11 protein-coding genes are annotated in these 18,141 nt (G+C 72.5%); 5 read left to right on the top strand and 6 right to left on the bottom strand.

Annotation, left to right across the window (positions count from 1 at the left end; genetic code table 11):
• Positions 1 to 24 precede the first annotated feature (24 nt).
• Positions 25 to 2,643: a glycosyltransferase family 1 protein gene (locus SAM23877_RS24615; RefSeq protein ID WP_053137309.1), complete on the bottom strand. Its 2,619-nt coding sequence runs from the start codon at positions 2,641 to 2,643 to the stop codon at positions 25 to 27.
• Between the two features lie 311 nt (positions 2,644 to 2,954).
• On the opposite strand from SAM23877_RS24615, the gene SAM23877_RS24610 reads away from it, so the two are divergent.
• The 4 genes from SAM23877_RS24610 (at position 2,955) to glgB (ending at position 10,823) form a co-directional block, all read left to right on the top strand.
• Positions 2,955 to 5,018 carry an alpha-1,4-glucan--maltose-1-phosphate maltosyltransferase gene (locus SAM23877_RS24610; protein WP_079030405.1) on the top strand — a complete coding sequence of 688 codons (2,064 nt, stop codon included), beginning with the start codon at positions 2,955 to 2,957 and terminating at the stop codon, positions 5,016 to 5,018.
• The gene (gene treS / locus SAM23877_RS24605) at positions 5,015 to 6,715 is read left to right on the top strand and encodes a maltose alpha-D-glucosyltransferase (protein WP_053137303.1); all 1,701 of its coding nucleotides are present in this window, start codon (positions 5,015 to 5,017) and stop codon (positions 6,713 to 6,715) included. The genes SAM23877_RS24610 and treS overlap by 4 nt, the downstream gene beginning before the upstream one ends.
• A gap of 99 nt (positions 6,716 to 6,814) precedes the next feature.
• On the top strand, positions 6,815 to 8,215 hold the full coding sequence (locus SAM23877_RS24600) for a maltokinase N-terminal cap-like domain-containing protein (RefSeq protein WP_053137300.1): 1,401 nt from the start codon (positions 6,815 to 6,817) through the stop codon (positions 8,213 to 8,215).
• A gap of 52 nt (positions 8,216 to 8,267) precedes the next feature.
• Positions 8,268 to 10,823, top strand: a complete 2,556-nt coding sequence (gene glgB / locus SAM23877_RS24595) for a 1,4-alpha-glucan branching enzyme (protein ID WP_162492126.1) — start codon at positions 8,268 to 8,270, stop codon at positions 10,821 to 10,823.
• Between the two features lie 88 nt (positions 10,824 to 10,911).
• On the opposite strand, the gene SAM23877_RS41385 is transcribed toward glgB, so the two are convergent.
• The 5 genes from SAM23877_RS41385 to SAM23877_RS24570 form a co-directional block, all read right to left on the bottom strand.
• Entirely contained in the window at positions 10,912 to 11,319 is a 408-nt protein-coding gene (locus SAM23877_RS41385; protein WP_244903098.1) for a hypothetical protein, read from the bottom strand.
• 196 nt (positions 11,320 to 11,515) lie between these two features.
• Positions 11,516 to 13,786, bottom strand: a complete 2,271-nt coding sequence (locus SAM23877_RS24585) for a HelD family protein (RefSeq protein ID WP_053137295.1) — start codon at positions 13,784 to 13,786, stop codon at positions 11,516 to 11,518.
• Between the two features lie 119 nt (positions 13,787 to 13,905).
• On the bottom strand, positions 13,906 to 14,220 hold the full coding sequence (locus SAM23877_RS24580) for a thioredoxin family protein (RefSeq protein ID WP_053137292.1): 315 nt from the start codon (positions 14,218 to 14,220) through the stop codon (positions 13,906 to 13,908).
• 11 nt (positions 14,221 to 14,231) lie between these two features.
• Positions 14,232 to 14,630, bottom strand: a complete 399-nt coding sequence (locus tag SAM23877_RS24575; RefSeq protein ID WP_053137289.1) for a MerR family transcriptional regulator — start codon at positions 14,628 to 14,630, stop codon at positions 14,232 to 14,234.
• Between the two features lie 253 nt (positions 14,631 to 14,883).
• Positions 14,884 to 16,278 (bottom strand): cation:dicarboxylate symporter family transporter, encoded by a 1,395-nt coding sequence (locus SAM23877_RS24570; RefSeq protein ID WP_053137286.1) that lies wholly within the window; start codon positions 16,276 to 16,278, stop codon positions 14,884 to 14,886.
• 154 nt (positions 16,279 to 16,432) lie between these two features.
• Between SAM23877_RS24570 and SAM23877_RS24565 the strand changes: the two genes are divergently transcribed.
• Positions 16,433 to 18,106 (top strand): sensor histidine kinase, encoded by a 1,674-nt coding sequence (locus SAM23877_RS24565; protein WP_053137283.1) that lies wholly within the window; start codon positions 16,433 to 16,435, stop codon positions 18,104 to 18,106.
• The last annotated feature ends 35 nt before the right edge of the window (positions 18,107 to 18,141 follow it).

Here is an 18,141-nt window from a genome sequence, read left to right as displayed (position 1 = left end):
CCGCGCCGCCGCCGCCCGCGGGGCTCACCGCATCAGCAGCCCGGCCGCCTGGAGCACGTCGTCCGACGGCACCGCGACCAGCCCCGCCTCCGCCCCGGAGGCCAGCAGCCGGTGCGCGGGCAGGATGCGGACCGTGTAGCCGAAGGGACCGGTGCGGTCCAGGGCGAGCGGGCCCTCGTACGCCCAGCGGCCGTCCAGGTCGGGGCCGCCCACCGGCTTCAGCGGCACGGTCGCCGCGTCCGTGATCCGGTCCTCGGAGTCCACCCGGCCGGAGACCGCCTGCACCTCGACGTCGTCCGGGGCGAGGTCGCCGAGGTTCACCCGCACCCGCAGCCCGAGCGTCGAGCCCAGCTCCGCCGTGGCGCCGGCCGCGGACGTCTCCACATGGTCGACGCTCACCCCCGGCCAGGCCGCCCGCACCCGGGCCTTCCACTCGGCGAGCGCGCGGGCGGAGTCCGGGTCCATCGCGCGGTGCGCCTCGGCCGCGGGGGCGTAGAGCCGCTCGACGTATTCCCGGACCATGCGGCCGGCCAGCACCTTCGGCCCGAGCAGGCTCAGGGTCCGGCGGACCATCTCGATCCACCGGTCGGGCAGCCCGCTCGCGCCCCGCTCGTAGAAGCGGGGGGTGATCCGCTGCTCCAGCAGGTCGTAGAGGGCGGAGGCCTCTATGGCGTCGCGCCGGTCCGGGTCGGTGCCCGCGCCGTCGGCGGTGGGGATCGCCCAGCCGAAGTCCGGCTGGAACCACTCGTCCCACCAGCCGTCGAGCACCGAGAGGTTGAGACAGCCGTTGAGCGCCGCCTTCATGCCCGACGTGCCGCACGCCTCCAGGGGCCGCAGCGGGTTGTTCAGCCAGATGTCGCAGCCCGGATAGAGCTTCTGCGCCATCGCCATGCCGTAGTCCGGCAGGAAGACGATCCGGTGCCGCACCCGCGGGTCGTCCGCGAACCGCACCAGCTCCTGCACCAGCCGCTTGCCGCCGTCGTCCGCCGGGTGCGCCTTGCCGGCGACGACGATCTGGATCGGCCGCTCGGGGTGCAGCAGCAGGTCCATCAGCCGGTCCCGGTCGCGCAGCATCAGCGTCAGGCGCTTGTACGACGGGACGCGCCGCGCGAACCCGATGGTGAGCACGTCCGGGTCGAGGACGTCGTCGATCCAGCCCAGCTCGGCGGTCCCCGCGCCGCGCTGCCGCCAGGAGGCGCGCAGCCGGTCCCGGACCTCCTCGACGAGCTGCTCGCGCAGGGTGCGGCGCAGCTCCCAGACGTCCTGGTCGGGGAGGTCGGCGACCGAGTCCCAGCGGTCCGAGCCGCCGAGGGTCAGCGCGTCCTCGGCCCGCTGGACACCGATCTGCCGGGCGCCGAGCCGGAACACCTCCGGCGCGACCCAGGTCGGGGCGTGCACCCCGTTGGTGACGGAGGTGATCGGCACCTCGTCGGCGTCGAAGCCGGGCCACAGTCCGGCGAACATCTCCCGGCTCACCCCGCCGTGCAGCAGGGAGACGCCGTTGGCGCGCTGGGCCAGCCGCAGGCCCATCACCGCCATGTTGAAGAGGTTCGGCTCACCGCCGGGATAGGTCTCCATGCCGAGCCGCAGGACGCGTTCGACGTCGATGCGCGGGAGTTCCGCGTCGGGGCCGAAGTGGCGGGCGACCAGCTCGCGGTCGAAGCGGTCGATGCCGGCCGGGACGGGGGTGTGGGTGGTGAAGACGGTGCCGGCCCGCACCGCCTCCAGCGCCGAGCCGAACTCCAGGCCCTCGTCGCAGAGTTCGCTGATGCGCTCCAGACCGAGGAAGCCGGCGTGGCCCTCGTTGGTGTGGAACACCTCGGGTGCGGCGTGCCCGGTGAGGCGGCAGTACGTCCGCACCGCCCGGACACCTCCTATGCCGAGGAGCATCTCCTGGAGGAGCCGGTGTTCGCTGCCGCCGCCGTAGAGCCGGTCGGTGACACCGCGTTCGCCGAGGTCGTTCTCCTCGACGTCCGAGTCCAGCAGCAGCAGGGGGACCCGGCCGACCTGGGCCAGCCAGATCCGGGCGCGCAGCTCCCGGCCACCGGGCAGGGCGAGGGCGACGTGCGCGGCGGTGCCGTCGGCCTCCCTGAGGAGGGCGAGCGGCAGCTCGTGGGGGTCGAGGACGGGGTAGTGCTCCTGCTGCCAGCCGTCCCGGGACAGGGACTGGCGGAAGTAGCCGTGGCGGTAGAGCAGGCCGACGCCGATGAGCGGCACGCCCAGGTCGCTGGCGGCCTTCAGGTGGTCGCCGGCCAGGATGCCGAGGCCGCCCGAGTACTGGGGCAGGGCGGCGGTGATGCCGAACTCGGGCGAGAAGTAGGCGACGGCGGCGGGGAGTCGGCCCGACTGGGCCTGGTACCAGCGGTCGCCGGTCATGTAGTGATCGAGGTCGTCGGCCACCGCGGTCAGCCGGCGCAGGAAGCGCCGGTCCTCGGCCAGCTCCGCCAGGCGCGCGGGCGGAACGGTGCCGAGCAGCCGCACCGGGTCGCAGCCTGAGGCGGCCCAGCACTCGCGGTCGACGGACTGGAAGAGGTCGCGGGTCTCCGGGTGCCAGGACCAGCGCAGATTGCGGGCCAGATCACTGAGCGGCCGGAGGGGGTCGGGGAGAACGGGACGGACGGTCAGTCGACGGATCGCCTTCACCCCCACGACGTTACCGGGGCGATGTGTCCCGTGCCGGGGGCTTCGCCCTCAGACCTCCGATTCGGCCTGAACGGCGTCGTTCCCGATCGCCGGACGGGCTAATAACCACCGGCGTGACGATCTTCCGGCGGGGAAGGTGTCCGGTCAGGGTCGTCGCGTGTGTCGACATACGCGCGAGTAGGTAACGAAGTGCCGGATTGCCCACCCGAAGAGTGTGGGAAGGCTCCTGCGGTACACCCCACATGCACCGCCGCAGGACCCACCTCCCCAGAGTCATCCGCCCACCCACGTTGACGCGGACAGGAGCGGTCATGCCCGCCACGCACCACTCGTCAGCGCCCCCCGCGGGGCCACCGGAGCCGTCCCACGGGGCGCCGTCCGCGGACGGGGCCACCGTCGTCGGACGCATCCCCGTCCTGGACGTCCGCCCGATGGTCCGGCAGGGGCGCAGGCCCGCCAAGGCCGTCACCGGCGAGTCCTTCGAGATATCGGCCACCGTGTTCCGCGAGGGGCACGACGCGGTCGCGGCCGACGTCGTCCTGAGAGATCCGCGGGGCCGCCCGGGCCCGTGGACGCCGATGCGCGAGCTGGCCCCGGGCACCGACCGCTGGGGAGCCACCGTCACCGCCGGTGAGCCCGGACTCTGGTCGTACACCGTGGAGGCCTGGGGCGACCCGGTCACCACCTGGCGGCACCACGCGCGGATCAAGATCCCGGCGGGCATCGACACGGACCTGGTCCTGGAGGAGGGCGCCCGGCTGTACGAGCGCGCCGCCGCCGGCGTGCCGGGCAGCGAGGACCGGCGTGAGCTGCTCGCCGCCGTCGACGCGCTGCGGGACGAGACCCGGCCGGCCGCGTCGCGGCTGGCGGCGGCGTTGACGCCGCAGGTGGACGCGGTGCTGGCCCGCCATCCGCTGCGGGAGCTGGTCACCAGCTCCGACCCGCTGCCCCTGCTGGTGGAACGCGAACGCGCCCTCTACGGCGCCTGGTACGAGTTCTTCCCCCGCTCCGAGGGCACTCCCGAGCAGCCCCACGGCACCTTCCGCACCGCCGCCCGCCGGCTGCCCGCCATCGCCGCGATGGGCTTCGACGTCGTCTACCTCCCACCCGTCCACCCCATCGGCACCACCCACCGCAAAGGCCGCAACAACACCCTCTCCGCCACCCCCGACGACGTCGGCGTCCCCTGGGCCATCGGCTCCCCCGAGGGCGGCCACGACGCGATCCACCCCGACCTGGGCACCCTCGACGACTTCGACCACTTCGTCACCGAGGCCGCCCGCCACGGTCTGGAGATCGCCCTCGACTTCGCCCTCCAGTGCTCCCCCGACCACCCCTGGGTCGACAAACACCCCGAGTGGTTCCACCACCGCCCCGACGGCACCATCGCCCACGCCGAGAACCCGCCCAAGAAGTACCAGGACATCTACCCCATCGCCTTCGACGCCGACCTGGAGGGACTCGTCGCCGAGACGGTCCGCGTCCTGCGCCACTGGATGGACCACGGCGTGCGGATCTTCCGCGTCGACAACCCCCACACCAAACCCGTCGTCTTCTGGGAGCGCGTCATCGGCGAGATCAACACCGCCGACCCCGACGTCATCTTCCTCGCCGAGGCCTTCACCCGCCCCGCGATGATGCACACCCTGGCCCAGATCGGCTTCCAGCAGTCCTACACCTACTTCACCTGGCGCAACACCAAGCAGGAACTGACGGAGTACCTCACCGAACTGACGGGGGAGGCCGCCTCCTACATGCGGCCCAACTTCTTCGCCAACACCCCCGACATCCTGCACGCCTACCTCCAGCACGGCGGCCGCCCCGCCTTCGAGGTCCGCGCCGTCCTGGCCGCCACCCTCTCCCCCACCTGGGGCATCTACAGCGGCTACGAACTCTGCGAGAACACCCCCCTGCGCGAGGGCGGCGAGGAATACCTCGACAGCGAGAAGTACCAGCTCACCCCCCGCGACTGGGCCGCCGCCGAACGCGAGGGCCGCACCATCGCCCCCCTCATCACCAAGCTCAACACCGCCCGGCGCCAGAACCCGGCCCTCCGGCAGCTGCGCGATCTGCACTTCCACGCCACGGACAAGGAGGAGGTGATCGCCTACTCGAAGCGGCAGGGGTCGAACACGGTTCTGGTGGTCGCCAACCTCGACCCCCACCACACCCAGGAGGCGACGGTCTCGTTGGACATGCCGCAACTCGGCCTGGACTGGCACGAGTCCGTGCCGGTGCGCGACGAGCTCACCGGCGAGACCTACCACTGGGGCAGGGCCAACTATGTGCGGCTTGAGCCGGGCCGTACGCCCGCGCACGTCTGCACGGTTCTGCGACCGTCCCACCCGCAGATCGGAGGGTCACCCACCACATGATCGTCAACGAGCCCGTGCCGGACACCTTCGAGGACACACCCGCCAAGGACCGGGACCCGGACTGGTTCAAACGAGCCGTCTTCTACGAGGTCCTCGTCCGCTCCTTCCAGGACAGCAACGGCGACGGCGTCGGCGACCTCAAGGGCCTCACCGCCAAGCTGGACTACCTGCAGTGGCTCGGGGTGGACTGCCTGTGGCTGCCGCCCTTCTTCAAGTCACCGCTGCGGGACGGCGGCTACGACGTCTCCGACTACACCGCCGTCCTGCCCGAGTTCGGCGACCTGGCCGACTTCGTCGAGTTCGTGGACGCCGCCCACCAGCGCGGCATGCGCGTGATCATCGACTTCGTCATGAACCACACCAGCGACCAGCACCCGTGGTTCCAGGAGTCGCGCAACAACCCCGACGGGCCCTACGGCGACTACTACGTCTGGGCGGACGACGACAAGCAGTTCCAGGACGCGCGGATCATCTTCGTCGACACCGAGGCGTCGAACTGGACCTACGACCCGGTGCGCAAGCAGTACTTCTGGCACCGCTTCTTCTCCCACCAGCCGGACCTGAACTACGAGAACCCGGCCGTCCAGGAGGAGATGATCTCCGCCCTGAAGTTCTGGCTGGACCTGGGCATCGACGGGTTCCGGCTGGACGCGGTGCCGTACCTGTACCAGGAGGAGGGCACCAACTGCGAAAACCTTCCGGCGACGCACGCCTTCCTCAAGCGGGTGCGCAAGGAGATCGACGCGCAGTACCCGGACACGGTCGTACTGGCGGAGGCCAACCAGTGGCCGGAGGACGTGGTCGACTACTTCGGCGACTTCGCCTCCGGCGGCGACGAGTGCCACATGGCCTTCCACTTCCCGGTCATGCCCCGCATCTTCATGGCCGTGCGCCGCGAGTCCCGCTACCCGGTCTCCGAGATCCTCGCCAAGACCCCGGCCATCCCGTCCGGCTGCCAGTGGGGCATCTTCCTGCGCAACCACGACGAGCTGACCCTGGAGATGGTCACCGACGAGGAACGCGACTACATGTACGCGGAGTACGCCAAGGACCCGCGCATGCGCGCCAACATCGGCATCCGCCGGCGCCTGGCCCCGCTCCTGGACAACGACCGCGACCAGATCGAGCTGTTCACCGCACTGCTGCTCTCCCTGCCCGGCTCGCCGATCCTCTACTACGGCGACGAGATCGGCATGGGCGACAACATCTGGCTCGGCGACCGCGACGCGGTCCGCACCCCGATGCAGTGGACACCGGACCGCAACGCGGGGTTCTCCTCGTCCGACCCCGGGCGCCTCTTCCTGCCCACGATCATGGACCCGGTCTACGGCTACCAGGTGACCAACGTCGAGGCCTCCATGGCCTCGCCCTCGTCCCTGCTGCACTGGACGCGGCGCATGATCGAGATCCGCAAGCAGAACGTGGCCTTCGGTCTCGGCTCGTACACGGAGCTGCCCTCGTCCAACCCCGCCGTGCTGGCCTTCCTGCGGGAGTACGAGGACGACCTGGTGCTGTGCGTCCACAACTTCTCCCGGTTCGCGCAGCCCACCGAGCTGGACCTGAGCGCCTTCGAGGGACGCCACCCGGTCGAACTCTTCGGCGGGGTCCGCTTCCCGGCGGTCGGCGAACTGCCGTACCTGCTGACCCTCGGCGGGCACGGCTTCTACTGGTTCCGGCTCCGCAAGGACGCCGTCTAGGCCTCATGGGCCTCCACCCCGGCGCGGGGCGGTTTCTGCCGCCCCGCCCGGGGCACGCATCAGTAACACCCCGTCGACCCGGGGAAAGGACGCGACGCCATGTCGGAAGCCGTCACACGCACCGTCACGAGCACGAGCCCGCCAGGCCTCCTTGCGTCACTCGATCCACTCCTGCGGGACTGGCTGCCACGGCAGCGCTGGTTCGCGGGCAAGGGGCGCCCGGTCACCGGGTTCTCGCTGGTCGCCGCCACCGAGCTGCTGCCGGCCGACGCCCGCCTCGGTCTCCACCACGTGCTGGTGCGCGCCCATCAGCAGCTCTCCGCGGGCACCGGCGCACCGGAGGAGCCCGGAGACTGCTACCAGCTCCTCATAGGCGCGCGCGAGGCGCTGCCGCCCCGGCTGGCGCCCGCGCTCATCGGACATGTCACCGAGGGCCCGCTGGCCGGCCGCACCGTCTACGACGCCCTGTACGACACCAGGCCCGCCGAGGTGCTCCTGGAGGCGCTGCGCTCCCGGGCCCGCATCGGCGGGCTCCGCTTCGAGCGGGACCGGGACCAGGAGATCCGCACGGGCCTGGTACCGCGGCTGATGACCGCCGAGCAGTCCAACTCGTCGGTCGTCTATGGAGATACGTTCATTCTCAAGTTGCTCCGCCGCATCGTGCCCGGTGTCAACCCCGACCTGGAGCTGCCGCTGGCGCTGGCCCGGGCGGGCTGCCCCCGGGTGCCGGCGCCGGCCGGGTGGATGGTGGCCGACCTGGCCGACCGGCCGTGGGTGCTGGGGGTCCTCCAGCCGTACCTGCAGGGGGCGACCGACGGCTGGGAGCTGGCCCTGCGCGAACTGGCCAAGGGGGAGGACTTCGCCGCCGAGGCGCGGGCGCTGGGCCGGGCCACCGCCGAGGTGCACCTCGCACTGGCCCGCGCACTGCCGACGGTCACCCTCGGTCACGCACAGATGCGGCAGCTCGCCGACGGCATGATCGGACGGCTGGAGGAGGCCGCCCGCGCGGTCCCCCTGCTGCGGCCCTACGCTCCCGCGCTGCGCACCGCCTTCACCGCGCTGGACGACCTGGCCGCCGAGGGCCGCACCTGGACCGCCCAGCGCGTCCACGGCGACCTGCACCTCGGTCAGTGCCTGCGCTCGCCCTCCGGCCGGTGGTCGCTGATCGACTTCGAGGGGGAGCCCGCGAAACCCCTGGCCGAGCGGCGGATGCCGCAGCCGCCGGTGCGGGACATCGCCGGGATGCTGCGGTCCTTCGACTACGCCGCGCACGCGGCCGACGCCCCCGTGCCCGGCTGGGCCGAGAGCTGCCGGGCCGCGTTCTGCACCGGGTACGCGGAGGCCGCCGGCGTCGATCCGCGCACCGACCCGGTGATGCTGCGCGCCCACGAGACGGACAAGGCGGTCTACGAGGTGCTGTACGAGGCACGGCACCGCCCCGACTGGCTGGCGGTGCCGATGTCCGCGGTGCGCCGCCTGTCCACACCCGAACCGGCCTGACCCGGTCCCCGCCCTTCCTTCCTGATCCCACTTCGCCCAGGAGGCCCCGCCCGTGACCCCCCGCCCCTCGTCCAGCGGTCCCGACCCGAAGAAGACGGCCGAGGAGAAGAGCGCCGCGCAGCAGGCGGCGCCGCCTCGGAAGGCGGTGGCCAAGGAGACGACCCCGAAGAAGGCGACAGCCGAGAAGGCGATCGCGAAGAAGGCCGCCGCCAAGAAGACGACGGCCACCAAGGCGACGGCCAAGAAGACGACGCCCAGGAAAGCGGCCGGGCAGCAGCCCGCCGCGAAGCGGACGGCGGCCGGGAAGGCGGCCGGCGGGACGGGCGGGAAGAGGGGCGAGAGGGGCGTCGCGAAGAAGGCGCCCGCGGAGGGGAGGGCCGCCCGGAAGAGCGCGAAGGAGGCGGTGCCCGCCGAGATCGCCGTCTCCCCCCTCCTGGACGCCGCCGACCGGGAGCGGCTGCTCGCCGGCACGCACCACGACCCCCACTCCGTGCTCGGCGCCCACCGGGTGCCCGGCGGTGTCGCCTTCCGGGTGTTCCGGCCGTACGCGCGGGCGGTGACCGTCCTGTCCGGGGAGCTGAGGGCCGGGCTGCACGACGACGGGGACGGCTTCTTCTCGGGCCTGCTGCCGCTCGGCGAGGTCCCGGCCTACCGCCTCCTGGTGCGGTACGGGGAGACGGACCAGGAGGTCGAGGACCCCTACCGCTTCCTGCCCACGCTGGGCGACCTGGACCTGCACCTGATCGGCGAGGGGCGGCACGAGCAGCTGTGGCAGGCGCTCGGCGCGCATCCCGCGACCCACGAGGGCGTCGCGGGCACCCGCTTCACGGTGTGGGCGCCGAACGCGCGCGGCGTCCGGGTGGCCGGCGGCTTCAACTTCTGGGACGGCACCGGTCACCCGATGCGGTCGCTGGGCGGCACCGGTGTCTGGGAGCTGTTCCTGCCCGGGATCGGCGCGGGAGAGCTGTACAAGTTCGAGATCACCAGGCCCGACGGCTCGCGCACGTTCCGCGCCGACCCCATGGCCCGGCGTACGGAGGTCCCCCCGGCCACCTCCTCCGTCGTGCACGTCTCGGACTACACCTGGGGCGACGACGCGTGGCTGGCCCGCCGCGCGCAGGCCCCCGCGCACGAGGCACCGATGTCGGTGTACGAGCTCCACCTGCCCTCCTGGCGCCCCGGCCTGACCTACCGCGAGCTGGCGGAGCAGCTGCCGGCGTACGTCGCGGACCTGGGCTTCACCCACGTCGAGCTGATGCCGGTCGCCGAGCACCCCTTCGGCGGCTCCTGGGGCTACCAGGTCACCGGCTTCTACGCGCCCACGGCCCGGCTCGGCGACCCGGACGACTTCAAATACCTGGTCGACCGGCTGCACCAGGCCGGCATCGGCGTCCTGATGGACTGGGTGCCCGCGCACTTCCCGCGCGACGACTGGGCGCTGGCCGAGTTCGACGGGCGCCCCCTGTACGAGCACTCCGACCCGCTGCGGGCCGCCCACCCCGACTGGGGGACGCTGGAGTTCGACTTCGGGCGCCGCGAGGTGCGCAACTTCCTGGTCGCCAACGCCGTGTACTGGTGCGAGGAGTTCCACATCGACGGGCTGCGGGTCGACGCCGTCGCCTCGATGCTCTACCTGGACTACTCGCGCGAGCCGGGCCAGTGGACGCCGAACGAGCACGGCGGACGGGAGAACCTGGACGCGGTGGCCTTCCTCCAGGAGATGAACGCGACGGTGTACCGGCGGGTGCCCGGCGTCGTGACCGTCGCGGAGGAGTCGACGGCCTGGGACGGGGTCACCCGGGCCACGCACCACGAGGGACCGAGCGGTTTCGGCGGGCTGGGTTTCGGGCTCAAGTGGAACATGGGCTGGATGCACGACTCGCTGGAGTACATGAGCCACGAGCCGGTGCACCGCAAGTACCACCACGGCGAGCTGACCTTCTCGATGGTGTACGCGTACAGCGAGAACTACGTCCTGCCGATATCCCACGACGAGGTGGTGCACGGCAAGAAGTCGCTGGTGTCGAAGATGCCGGGCGACTGGTGGCAGCAGCGCGCGAGCGAGCGGGCCTATCTGGGCTACATGTGGGCCCACCCCGGCAAGCAGCTGCTCTTCATGGGGCAGGAGTTCGCGCAGGGCGCGGAGTGGTCCGAGGCGCGCGGCCCCGACTGGTGGCTGCTCGACCCGCGGTACGGGGCGGCGGCGGACCACCGGGGGGTGCTGGACCTGGTCCGCGACCTGAACACCGTCTACCGGGCCACGCCCGCGCTGTGGCAGCGCGACACCCACCCCTCCGGCTTCGCGTGGGTCGTCGGGGACGCCGCCGAGGACAACGTCCTCGCGTTCCTGCGGCTGGACGCCGACGGCACGCCGCTGCTCGCGGTCTCGAACTTCGCCCCGGTGGTCCGCCCCGAATACCGCCTCGGCGTCCCGGACGACGTCCCCGCCTGGCACGAGGTGCTCAACACCGACGCGGCGCGGTACGGCGGCGGCGACGTGGGCAACCCGGACCCGGTCAAGCCGGAGCCGCAGGGGTGGCACGGCCGGCCGGCGAGCATCCGGCTGACCCTGCCGCCCCTGGCGACGGTCTGGCTGCGTCCGGCCTGACGGCGGGGTCCCCGGCCGCGAGCAGGCAGCCGGGGACCTCCCCGCGGGCCCGGGGCCCCGGGGGCCTCCCCCCGGAGCCCCGGGCAGGTCAGGAGCCGAAGCCGCTGACCACCTCGCTCATCGGGTAGCTGTAGGCCTCCCGCTCGCAGGCGCCGCAGGCGCTCGGGGCGTGTTCGCTGAGCGACCACAGGCGGGGCGCCCGGGCGTCGCCCATGCCGTGCGTCAGGTAGAGGTCCTCGGGCCCGAACGAGGTCTGCAGGGTCTTCGCGTCGCCGGCCGGCACACCGTCCCCGCCGGCCGTGGCCTGGAGCGGGCGGCCGTTGTCGTAGGCGTTGCTCCGGTGGAAGTACCAGCGGCCCTCGTACCGCAGGGCGCCCTGGATCTTGTGCCACAGCTGCTCGTCGCCGAACGTCCCGTCGGTGGGGAGCCCGTAGGCCCGGTCGGCGGCGGCCACGGTGCCGGACGCGCCCTCGACGGCGGCGGTGAGCGCGGTCATGCCGTCTCCGCGCACCTCGGTGTGCTGCGTGAGGCCGGACTGCTCACCGCCCGCCGGCACGGCCGCCAGGTCCTGTACGGACGGACCGGGCTGGGGGACGCGCTGACGGCGGGGAGCTGACGGCGCCGCCCCGCCCCGCGCTTCCCCCTGCCGCCGGCGGCTCGCGGCCGGCCCGCCTCCCGGCCGGCCGCGTCGCCTAGCCGGCCGCGTCCACCAGGCCCTTCGGCAGCGGCTCGGTGTGCAGCACGCCCAGCCGCTGGGTGGCGCGGGTGAGGGCCACGTACAGGTCGCTCGTGCCGTAGCGGCCCGGCTCGACCACCAGGACGGAGTCGAACTCCAGGCCCTTGGACTGGCGCGGGTCGAGGAGGACGACGCCGTGGGTGAGGTCCGGCTCGGCGCCCGCCGTCACGCCGTCCAGCCGGGCGGCGAGCGCCCCGTGCAGTTCGCGCGGGGCGATCACGGCGAGGCGGCCCTCCTCGGGGGCCAGCTCCCGGGCGGCCTCGGCGACGGCGGCCGGGAGGTCGCCGGTGGCGCGGACCCAGGGCCGTACCCCCGTCGAGCGCACCGAGCTCGGCGGGGCGAAGGCGGGGTCGTCGGCGCGGACGACGGCCGCCGCCACGTCCATGATCTCGGCCGGGGTGCGGTAGTTGACGCCCAGCCGGGTGTGCTCCCAGCGGTCCTCGACGTACGGCGCGAGGATCTTGGACCAGGAGCCGACACCGGCCGCCTCCGCGGTCTGCGCCGGGTCGCCGACCAGGGTCATGGAGCGGGTCGGGCAGCGGCGCATCAGCAGCCGCCAGGCCATCGGGGACAGCTCCTGCGCCTCGTCCACGATGATGTGCCCGAAGGCCCAGGTGCGGTCGGCCGCGGCACGCTCGGCGGCGCTGCGGTGGTCGTCCTCCTCCTGGCGTTCGGCGAACCGCTCGGCGTCGATGATGTCGTGCGCCGACAGCACCTCCGCGTCCTCCTCGTCCTTGTCCTCGAACTCGTAGGTCCGGGACGCGTACGACACGTCCAGCACACCCTGCGCGTAGGCGATCTGCTGCTCCCGCTCGCGTTCGGCGCGGGAGCGGGCGAGGCGGTCGTCCACGCCGAGCAGTTCGGCCGCCTCGTCCAGCAGGGGCACGTCGGCCACGGTCCAGCGCCGGGTGACCGGGCGGCGGACGGCGGCGGCGTCCTCGGCGGAGAGGAAGCCCTCGGGCGCCGCGAGGAAGTCGGCGACGAGGCGCTGCGGGGTGATCCGGGGCCACAGCCGGTCGATCGCCGACCAGACCTCGGGGTTCTCGGCGAGTTCGTCGCGGATCTGGGTGATGTCGCTGGGGTCGAGGAGGTTGCTGCCGTCGTAGGGGTCGGTGCCGATGCGTTCGGCGACCATGTCGGTGAGGGTGTTGAGGATGTGGCCCTCGAAGTGCTCGCGGGCCGCGTTGTGCGGCAGCTTCGCCGCGCGGGTGCGCTCGCGGGCGACGTTGACCAGGTCGTCGTCGAGCATGAGGATCTCGCGGTCGTGCTCGATCGCGATCACCGGATCGGGCAGCGCCTGCCGGTCGCGGACCACCTCGGCGAGGACGTCCGCCATGTCGGCGCGGCCCTTCACCGCCGCCGCCCGCGGGGGGTCCGTCGCGGTGGCCTTCACGCCGGGGAAGAGCTCGCCGACGGTGGCGAGGAGCACGCCGGTCTCGCCCAGGGAGGGCAGCACCTCGCCGATGTACCCCAGGAAGGCCGGGTTCGGGCCGACGATCAGGACGGCCCGCTTGGCCAGCAGTTCGCGGTGCTCGTAGAGGAGGTAGGCGGCGCGGTGCAGGGCGACGGCGGTCTTTCCGGTGCCGGGACCGCCCTCGACGACCAGGACACCGCGGTGCGGGGCGCGGATGATGCGGTCCTGGTCGGCCTGGATGGTCTGCACGATGTCGCCCATGCGCCCGGTGCGCGCGGAGTTCAGCGCGGCGAGCAGCACGGCGTCGCCGGACGGGTCCTCGTGGCCGGTCCGCGTCTCGTCCCCGAGGTCGAGGATCTCGTCGTGCAGGGCGGTGACCCGGCGGCCCTCGCTCGCGATGTGCCGGCGCCGGCGCAGGCCCATCGGGGTGTGACCGGTGGCCAGGTAGAAGGGGCGGGCGACGTCGGCCCGCCAGTCGATCAGGACCGGGGTGCGTTCGGCGTCGTCGGCGCGCAGCCCGATACGGCCGATGCGGTGGGCGGCGCCGGAGGCGAGGTCGATCCGGCCGAAGCAGAGGGAGCCGTCCACCGCGTTGAGCGCGGCGAGCAGCCCCGAGCGCTCGGCGACCAGGATGTCCCGCTCCAGCCGGGCCTGCATGGGGGTGTTGCCCCGTGCGAGCGCGTCCGTGACCGAGACCTCGGTGTCGCCGCGCAGGGCGTCCACGCGTGCGTAGAGTCCGTCGATGAATTCCTGCTCGAGTCGCAATTCATCGTCCGGAAATTCGGTGTTTGACAATTCCACTCCCGCCCGGATATACTGTGCTCACTGAACTTCTTCGCGACCTCATACTCCTGAAGTCACGAATCAACGAATATACGCAAAGAAATCCCCCGGGCGCAATTGCCGGGGGATTTCTTCGTATCGGGAGCGGGTCAGATCACGTCGGACAGCTCCTCCAGCAGCCGTCGCTTGGGCCGCGAGCCCACCATCGACTTCACCGGCTCACCGTCGCGGAAGACCATGAAGGTCGGCATCGACAGCACCTTGTACGCGTTCGTGGTCGCCGGGTTGCGGTCGACGTCCAGCTGCACCACCCGGAGCCGGTGACCCTCCTCCGCGGCCAGGGCCCGGAGCACCGGGGCCATCTGACGGCACGGCGGGCACCAGTCGGCGGTGAACTCCACCAGCACCGGCAGCTCGCTGCCCAGTACCTCCGTACCGAACCCGGCGTCCGTCACCTCGGCCACCCCGTCGCCTGTCATGTGTGCCCTCCCAGCTCGCATTTCGGCTCCGGACCCCCCGGAACCGCCGCCTCGGCTCGCGCCAGCTGCGCACCGACCTGCGCCCGCACCGACGACAACTGCTCGATCAGGGCGTCCAGCTCCGCCAGCTTGCGCCGGTAGACCACGAGGGAGGCCGGGCAGGAGTCGCCCTCGGGGTGCCCTGCGCGCAGGCACTCCACGAACGGGCGGGTCTCCTCCAGGTCGAACCCGAAGTCCTGGAGAGTCCTGATCTGCCGCAGCAGCTTCAGGTCGTCCTCGTCGTACGTCCGGTAGCCGTTGCCGGCGCGCCGCGCGGGCAGCAGGCCGCGCGACTCGTAGTACCGCAGCGTCCGCGTCGTGGTCCCGGCCCGTGCGGCCAGCTCGCCGATTCGCATGCGGACGAACGTAAGCCCTGACGCGGACGTCAAGGCAAGAAGCCCGGCGCCGGACGTGCGGGCCGGGAAGCCTCGCACCGGGCACGAGGGCGAGGAAGCCCCGGCACCGGGCACGAGGACGAGGAAGCCCCGGCACCGGGCACGAGGACGAGGAAGCCCCGCGCCGAACGGCGCGGGGCCCCGGGACCGGGCGGCTGAGCAACGGGGGGAGCACCTCAGCCGCCCGGAGTGTGCGGGCGTTCGCAAAGCCGCCTCAGGCCTTGGCCAGCTCCTTCTCGCCGCCCTGCTCGGGCAGGTCCGCGGCGTCCTCGGTGTCGTCGGCGGCGCCGTGGTCGTCCAGCAGCGTCTTCTCGTCGAACGGGGCCCGTCCGGCGAGCACCTCGTCCACCCGTCCCCGGTCGATCTCCTTGGTCCAGGTGCCGATCAGCACGGTGGCGACGGCGTTGCCCGCGAAGTTGGTGAGGGCGCGGGCCTCGCTCATGAAGCGGTCGATGCCGACGATGAGGCCGATGCCGTCCACCAGGGCGGGCTTGTGGGACTGGAGGCCGCCGGCCAGCGTGGCGAGCCCGGCGCCGGAGACGCCGGCCGCGCCCTTCGAGGCGACCAGCAGGAAGAGCAGCAGCGGGATCTGCTCCCCGACGGACATCGGCGTGCCCATGGCGTCGGCGATGAACAGCGAGGCCATGGTCATGTAGATCATGGTGCCGTCGAGGTTGAACGAGTAGCCGGTCGGGACGGTGATGCCGACCACCGGCTTGCTCACGCCCAGGTGCTCCATCTTGGCGATGAGGCGCGGCAGCGCCGACTCCGAGGAGGAGGTCGACAGGATCAGCAGGAACTCGCGGCCCAGGTACTTGAAGAGCGAGAAGACATTGACACCGGCGACGATCCGCAGCAGCGCGCCCAGGACCAGGAAGACGAAGAGGAAGCAGGTGACGTAGAAGCCGAGCATCAGCACGGCCAGGCTCTTGAGCGCGTCGACGCCGGCCGAGCCGGTGACGGCGGCGATGGCACCGAAGGCACCGATCGGCGCGGCCCACATGATCATGGCCAGGACGCGGAAGACCAGCCGCTGGATGTGCTCGATGCCGCGTAGGACGGGCTGCCCGGCCGATCCCATGGCCTGCAGGGCGAAGCCGCAGAGCAGCGCGATCAGCAGGGTCTGCAGGACCTCGCCGGAGGTGAACGCGGAGACGATGGTCGTCGGGATGACGCCCAGCAGGAACTCGGTGGTCCCCTTGGCCTCCGCGTCGACCTGCGCCTGGCCGGTCTCCTTGATGGCGTCGGTGACCGCGAGGCCCGTGCCCGGGTCCAGGATGTTGCCGACGACCAGGCCGATGGCGAGGGCCACCAGCGACATCACCAGGAAGTAGGCCAGCGCGATACCGCCGACCGCGCCGACCTTGGCGGCCTTGCGGACCGAGCCGATGCCCAGCACGATCGTGCAGAAGATGATCGGTGAGATCATCATCTTGATCAGGTTCACGAAGCCGGTGCCCAGCGGCTTCAGCTCGGTCGCGAAGTCGGGGGCGGCGAGACCGACGGCGACACCGAGGGCGACCGCGATGATCACGGCGATGTAGAGATAGTGCGTGCGGTCGCGCTTGGCTTTGGGTGCGGCAGGTGCCGTAGCGGCTTCGCTGGTCACGGCGGCCCTCCTTGACGACGTCGTCGGCATCACCGGCGTGCGGCTCACGTCCGGGGGTTTGTTTCGGGGACGCGGTGACTATCTCCCGGGCTGTGAGCGCGGTCACCCTTGCGTTCATTTAGTTCACCGATCAGCCAAGAGGGAGACTGACGGCATGCGCCTCCCCGTTCCCGGACCCCGTAGCCTGGCCGGTCAGCTCTTCGCCATGCAGGCGGTGCTGATAGCGGTCGTGGTGGCCGGGTACGCGCTGTTCACCTACGTCAGCGACCGGCAGCAGGCCGAGGACGCGGCCGGGCGGCAGGCCAGGTCGGTGTCGCTGGCGATCGCCGACTCGCCGTCCGTGCTGGACGCGATCCGCACCCCCGACCCGACGGCGCAGCTCCAGCCGTACGCGGTGCGGGTCATGCGGGACGCGGGCGTCGACTTCGTGACGATCATGGATCCGGAGGGCATCCGCTGGACCCATCCCGACCCCCGGCAGATCGGGCGTCTCTTCCGCGGGCACATCGAGCGCGCCCAGCGGGGTGAGACCTTCACCGAGACCTACACCGGCACCCTGGGGCCGTCGGTGCGGGCGGTCACCCCCGTCGACGACGGCGGGCGGGTCGTCGGCCTGGTCAGCGCCGGCATCAAGGTCGAGGAGATCAGCAAGCGGGCGCAGGAGCAGCTGACGGCCCTGCTCGCGGTGGCGGCCGGCGCGCTGCTGCTCGGCGCGGTCGGCACCTACGTGATCAACGCCCGGCTGCGCCGGCACACCCACGGCATGAACGCGGACGAGCTGAGCCGGATGCACGACTACCATCAGGCGGCACTGCACGCGGTGCGCGAAGGTCTGCTGATGCTGGACGGACAGCACCGGGTGGCGCTGATCAACGACGGTGGACGGGAGCTGCTCGGCGTGAGGGGTGAGGTGGTGGGCGCCTCGGTCGCCGACCTGGGACTGCCCGCGCAGCTGACGGGGGCGCTGCTGGCGTCGGAGCCCCGGGTGGACGAGGTGCACCTGACGGCCGAGCGGGTGCTGGTGGTCAACACCTCGCCGGTCTCCGGCGGCGAGCACCGGGGAACCGTGGTGACCTTGCGGGACGTGACCGAGCTGCAGTCCCTGACGGGCGAGCTGGACTCCGAGCGCGGCTTCACCCAGGCGCTGCGCTCGCAGGCGCACGAGGCGGCCAACCGGCTGCACACCGTGGTCTCGCTGATCGAGCTGGGGCGCGCGGAGGAGGCCGTGGACTTCGCGACGGCCGAACTGGAGCTGGCGCAGGCGCTGACCGACCAGGTGGTGGCCGCGGTGAGCGAGCCGGTGCTGGCCGCGCTGCTGCTGGGCAAGACGGCGCAGGCGAACGAGCGGGGAGTGGAGCTGGTGGTGTCGCAGGACAGCCGACTGGACGACGGGCTGCTGCCGCCGTCCCTGCCCGCCCGGGACCTGGTGACGATCCTGGGCAACCTGGTCGACAACGCGGTGGACGCGGCCCAGGGCCGAGCGCCCTCCAGGGTCACGGTGGCGGCGTACACCGACGTGGCCGGCGGCGCGGGCTCGGAACTGGTGATGCGGGTGACCGACACCGGCGCCGGGGTCGACCCCGCCCACGCCGACCTGGTCTTCCAGCGGGGCTACTCGACGAAGCCCGCCGACGAGGGCGGGCGCGGGCTGGGCCTGGCGCTGGTGCGGCAGGCGGTCCAGCGGCACGGCGGCACGCTGACCGTGGCGGGGGCCGAGGGCGGCGGCGCCCGCTTCGAGGCCAGGCTGCCCCTGGACGGCACCGGGCCCGCGGGCGCGCCGGCGGCGCACGCCGTCCCCGGCAGACCGACGGCGGGGGGCACGGCATGATCCGCGGCCGGTCCCCGCGCGCCGGGCACCCCTTC

Source organism: Streptomyces ambofaciens ATCC 23877 (assembly GCF_001267885.1).
In the GTDB taxonomy this organism is placed as follows: Bacteria; Actinomycetota; Actinomycetes; order Streptomycetales; family Streptomycetaceae; genus Streptomyces; species Streptomyces ambofaciens.
This window is presented reverse-complemented; position numbering and strand designations above follow the sequence as displayed.

What these genes read in the sequence shown, in the direction of transcription:
- SAM23877_RS24575 (WP_053137289.1), bottom strand. Translation starts at nt 14,630, where the DNA reads ATGCGAATCGGCGAGCTGGCCGCACGGGCCGGGACCACGACGCGGACG.
- SAM23877_RS41385 (WP_244903098.1), bottom strand. Translation starts at nt 11,319, where the DNA reads ATGACCGCGCTCACCGCCGCCGTCGAGGGCGCGTCCGGCACCGTGGCC.
- SAM23877_RS24610 (WP_079030405.1), top strand. Translation starts at nt 2,955, where the DNA reads ATGCCCGCCACGCACCACTCGTCAGCGCCCCCCGCGGGGCCACCGGAG.
- treS (WP_053137303.1), top strand. Translation starts at nt 5,015, where the DNA reads ATGATCGTCAACGAGCCCGTGCCGGACACCTTCGAGGACACACCCGCC.
- SAM23877_RS24600 (WP_053137300.1), top strand. Translation starts at nt 6,815, where the DNA reads ATGTCGGAAGCCGTCACACGCACCGTCACGAGCACGAGCCCGCCAGGC.
- SAM23877_RS24565 (WP_053137283.1), top strand. Translation starts at nt 16,433, where the DNA reads ATGCGCCTCCCCGTTCCCGGACCCCGTAGCCTGGCCGGTCAGCTCTTC.